Origin of the sequence: Synechococcus sp. R3-13, assembly GCF_047462195.1 — a bacterium.
Lineage (GTDB): Bacteria > Cyanobacteriota > Cyanobacteriia > Thermostichales > Thermostichaceae > Thermostichus.
The window spans coordinates 1-3,514 of sequence record NZ_JANSIO010000348.1 but is presented as its reverse complement, the minus strand read 5'-3'; the positions used below and the strand labels follow the sequence as shown (position 1 = coordinate 3,514).

Sequence of the window (3,514 nt, the reverse complement as noted above, 5' to 3'; positions counted from 1 at the left end):
GCCATCCAAGTCAAACAGCTCCAGAGGAGGCCGGGATCCCGTGTACTGGCGCAGGGATCCCAAGCTTTCCCTTCCGGTGCCGGGAGCAGGATCGAACCAGCGCACATAGGCCAAGTGATGGTCGAGGGGTTGGGTTTTCCCCCCCAAAAAGGGCACCTCGTTCAACACCAACCGCCACTGCCCCTGGCGCAGCTCGTACTTAATGGCTGCCGCCATGATCCCGGCCTGAACCTGCAGCTCCTCGTCAAAAGCCTGCAACTGGTTCTCCACTTCCAAGCGGTAGAAGACGGCGGCAAACACCAGCAGGATCCCCCCCATGACCCCGGCAAAGCTGCGGGCCAAGCGACGGCGGCTGTGGTGAAACACCAGGGATCCCGTCCCTCTTGTCGCAGCCTTCTGCCCCAGGTGCGGCTGAAGGGGGTGTGCCAGGGAAACCCAGTTCCAGCCCAGCCATGGGAGAGAATGCTTGTGTTCAGCTCTTTTCACCTCCATCGCCACCCCCTAGAAACTGCTTTCATGGGTTCTCTTCTGGAGAGGCTATGCGCAGCCGGTACCCCTGGCCATACACCGATTCCAGCCAATCTTGGGCCTCCACCTCTTTTAACCGTAGCCGCAACCGCCGCACCAACGCAGCCACGGCATTGCTCTCCGGCTCACAGCCCCATTCCCACACCGCCTGCTCGATCTGGCCCCGACTGAGCACCTGGTTGGGATGGCGTATCAGGTATTCCATCAATTGAAACTCCTTGCCCGAAAGCTGTACCTGCCTCCCCTGCCGCTCTAGGGTCAGGCTGGCCAAGTGCAAGTGCAGGGATCCCAGGCTGAGGCTGTCTCCTTGCCATTGGGGGGAACGGCGTCCCAAAGCCCGCACCCGTGCCAGCAGCTCCACCAGATCCACCGGCTTGACCAAATAGTCGTCCGCCCCTGCATCCAACCCCTGCACCACATCCGATGTTGCGTCTTTGGCAGTTAACATCAGCACCGGCGCACATCCCCCCGATTGGCGGTATTGCCGACAGAGCTGGATCCCGCTTGGCCCCGGCAGCATCCAATCCAAAATCAGGAGATCATAGGCTTTCTCCTCCATCAGCCAGGCAGCCATCTCCCCTTCCTTGGCACAGTCAACCACGTGGCCGCACTTGGACAGGGCAGCCTGTAAAGGCTCCAACTGTTCCGGGTCGTCCTCCACCAGCAAAATTCGCATCGTCCTGTGCGCCGTTGACCAAGACGGCCAGTTCCCACTGCCCAGGCTAGGATGGATCACGGAAATAGCCCTCTGCAAGGGAGAGAACAACGGTGGGGTGGCCCAAAATCCATCGGTGGCAAGATCTAGGGTTTGATTTTTGGCTGGTGCTGCCCTTGGCAGGGCTTCTTTTTGTGGCGGGGGGAGAGTGGGTGACGGGCCAAGCGCTGAGCCGTCCTCGCCGGCTAGAGCAACCTTTGGCGATTCGCAGCCAGCAACAAGCCACCTTGGCTCTGGATATTCTTTCCATTCAGGCGGAGATCCGCCGCTCCCGTGGCTACACCAAGGTGGAGGTGACTACCACCAATCCCCACCTGCGCAAGCTGGAATTTGAATTTCCACAACTGGATCCAGACCAGGTGTCGGCTCAGATTGCCCAAGAGCTTGGCCTTGCTCCCGAGCAAGTGCAGCGCCTGACCCGCTATAGCTTGGACTAGAGAGACACTCCAAGTCCGTTCAAAAAATGCGGGCTAACTGCTCGCAGGCAACTCTAATTTTCTCCAAGCTACCGGGATTGACCAAGCCGTAGTAGTCAAATCCATAAACTTTCCCAGTTTGGACGGCTTGCAACCGATTCCAAAAGGGGCGGGAACGGAAAAACGCCAAGGGATCCGCCGCCTCCGGGTTGACCGCTGACCAGGTTGGTGAAGCCGCTGTTGATTTCGTTGTACTGAGGGGCCCGAAAACCGGTGTTGTACTGGGCCGTAAAGGTGAGGTTGGGGTTAATCCTCCACACCAGGCCCACCTTGGGAGAAATGGCATCGGCAAACAGGCTGGCGGCTTCTGCCCCACTTTTCAAGAAGGCTTCGTCAGGGCTGGGGGTGAGGCGGTAGGTGTCGTAGCGGATGCCGGGGATGAGGGTAAAGTTGCCGCCCCCAAAGTCGATCTCATCTTGCAAATACAGCCCAAAGCGCACGGTATCGGAGTCGGGAAAATCTTTGGTGGGAAAAGTGTCCGGGGGGATGTTTTGGGTGACTGCCCCGGTCAGCAGGTTGGTTTGGAAGCGGTTGCGGGGACGTTCGTTGCGGGTGGTGGAGATCTCCATTCCATACACCAAGCGGTGGGAGAGATCCCCGGTTTGGAAGCGGCTCTGGGCCTGTACGCTGGCTCCCAGAATGTTGCTGACCAGCTCGTTGAAGGTATCCCGACGCACAGGCACGGGCCGATCTTGTACCGTGAGGGTGCGTTCTTCCACGCTGGGCTCCTGGGTGCGGGCCGGCTGGTAGTAGATCTGGACGGTGGCCAGCTCAAAAGCGGGGGTATCGGGGTTGGCGTAGCGATATTCCAAGCTGAGGCGGCTGCGCTCGGTCTCAATGGTCTCCCTGAAAAGGCGGACGCCGGGATCCAGGTTGCGGGGCGAAAAGGTGGTGGTGGTGCGGTTGTGGAAGTATTCCGCCGTCAGGGTGAGGCTGTCAAAGGGACTGAAGCGATAGACCAGCTTGGCCAGAACATTGTCTCCCTCCACCGTCTGCCGATCCTTGAAACTGGGATCCGCCTGGATATCCGGCTCTCCGGCGTCGCGGCGAGTGTAGATGAGCAGGGCCTCTAAGTTATCCTGCCGACCCGCCAAGCTGAGGGTGTTGACGTACCCTTGGTTTTTGCTGTCGTACTGGCTGGACAGGCCCACATGGCTGTCCCGTTCCCCCAGCAGATCGGCTGGATCCAGGGTGGTATAGGTCACCACACCCCCCAGCGCGTCGCTGCCGTAGAGGGTGGAGGCGGGGCCGCGGATAATTTCTACAGTTTTCAGGGTCTCCAGCTCAAAGGTATCCCGGCCAATGGTGAAGGGGCCGAAGGAAAATCGCTCCGGCTGGCGGATCCCATCCACCTGGATCAACACCCGGTTGGCGTCGAGGCCGCGGATGTTGAAGTCCTGCAGGCCGTAGCGAACGCTGCGCCGCACGCTCACCCCCGGCTCGTAGCGCACCAGATCCTGAATGTTTTGAACCAGCTCCCGCCGCAACCGCTCCCGGTCGATGACGGTAATGCTGGCGGGCGAGTCGGCCAAGGTGCGCTCGGTGCGAGTACCGGTTACGGTGACCTGTTGCAGGTTAAAGATCGGCGTGCCTTCCTGCTGGAGAGCCCGAAGTTCGGCCTGTAGCCGCTCCACCTCTGCCTGATCCCCCCGCTGGCGGGCAGCTTCGATTTGCGCCTCCAGCTCCCTAATCTGCTCTGGCAGGGTGGTCGGTGCAGGGGTGGCCTGGGCCAACAGCGGCGGAGTTGTCGAATCAGGGATCCGGGCATTGGGCTGAGCCTGGGACAGGGATCCCC

At 60.5% G+C, this 3,514-nt stretch carries 3 protein-coding genes and 1 pseudogene; 1 reads left to right on the top strand and 3 read right to left on the bottom strand.

Annotated elements, in window-relative coordinates; genetic code table 11:
- A pseudogene (locus NW856_RS10540) lies at positions 1–486 on the bottom strand (hypothetical protein); the annotation flags it as partial.
- A gap of 28 nt (positions 487–514) precedes the next feature.
- Positions 515–1,204, bottom strand: a complete 690-nt coding sequence (gene rppA, locus NW856_RS10535; RefSeq protein ID WP_414400185.1) for a two-component system response regulator RppA — start codon at positions 1,202–1,204, stop codon at positions 515–517.
- A 92-nt stretch (positions 1,205–1,296) separates the two neighbouring features.
- Between rppA and NW856_RS10530 the strand changes: the two genes are divergently transcribed.
- Positions 1,297–1,680 (top strand): hypothetical protein, encoded by a 384-nt coding sequence (locus tag NW856_RS10530; protein ID WP_011434266.1) that lies wholly within the window; start codon positions 1,297–1,299, stop codon positions 1,678–1,680.
- Between the two features lie 95 nt (positions 1,681–1,775).
- Here NW856_RS10530 and NW856_RS10525 read toward each other — a convergent pair.
- A partial coding sequence (locus NW856_RS10525; protein ID WP_414400184.1) for a TonB-dependent receptor domain-containing protein occupies positions 1,776–3,514 on the bottom strand: 1,739 nt, incomplete at its 5' end.

Excerpts from the sequence above, each read along its gene's own strand:
- rppA (WP_414400185.1), bottom strand. The coding sequence starts at position 1,204 with ATGCGAATTTTGCTGGTGGAGGACGACCCGGAACAGTTGGAGCCTTTA.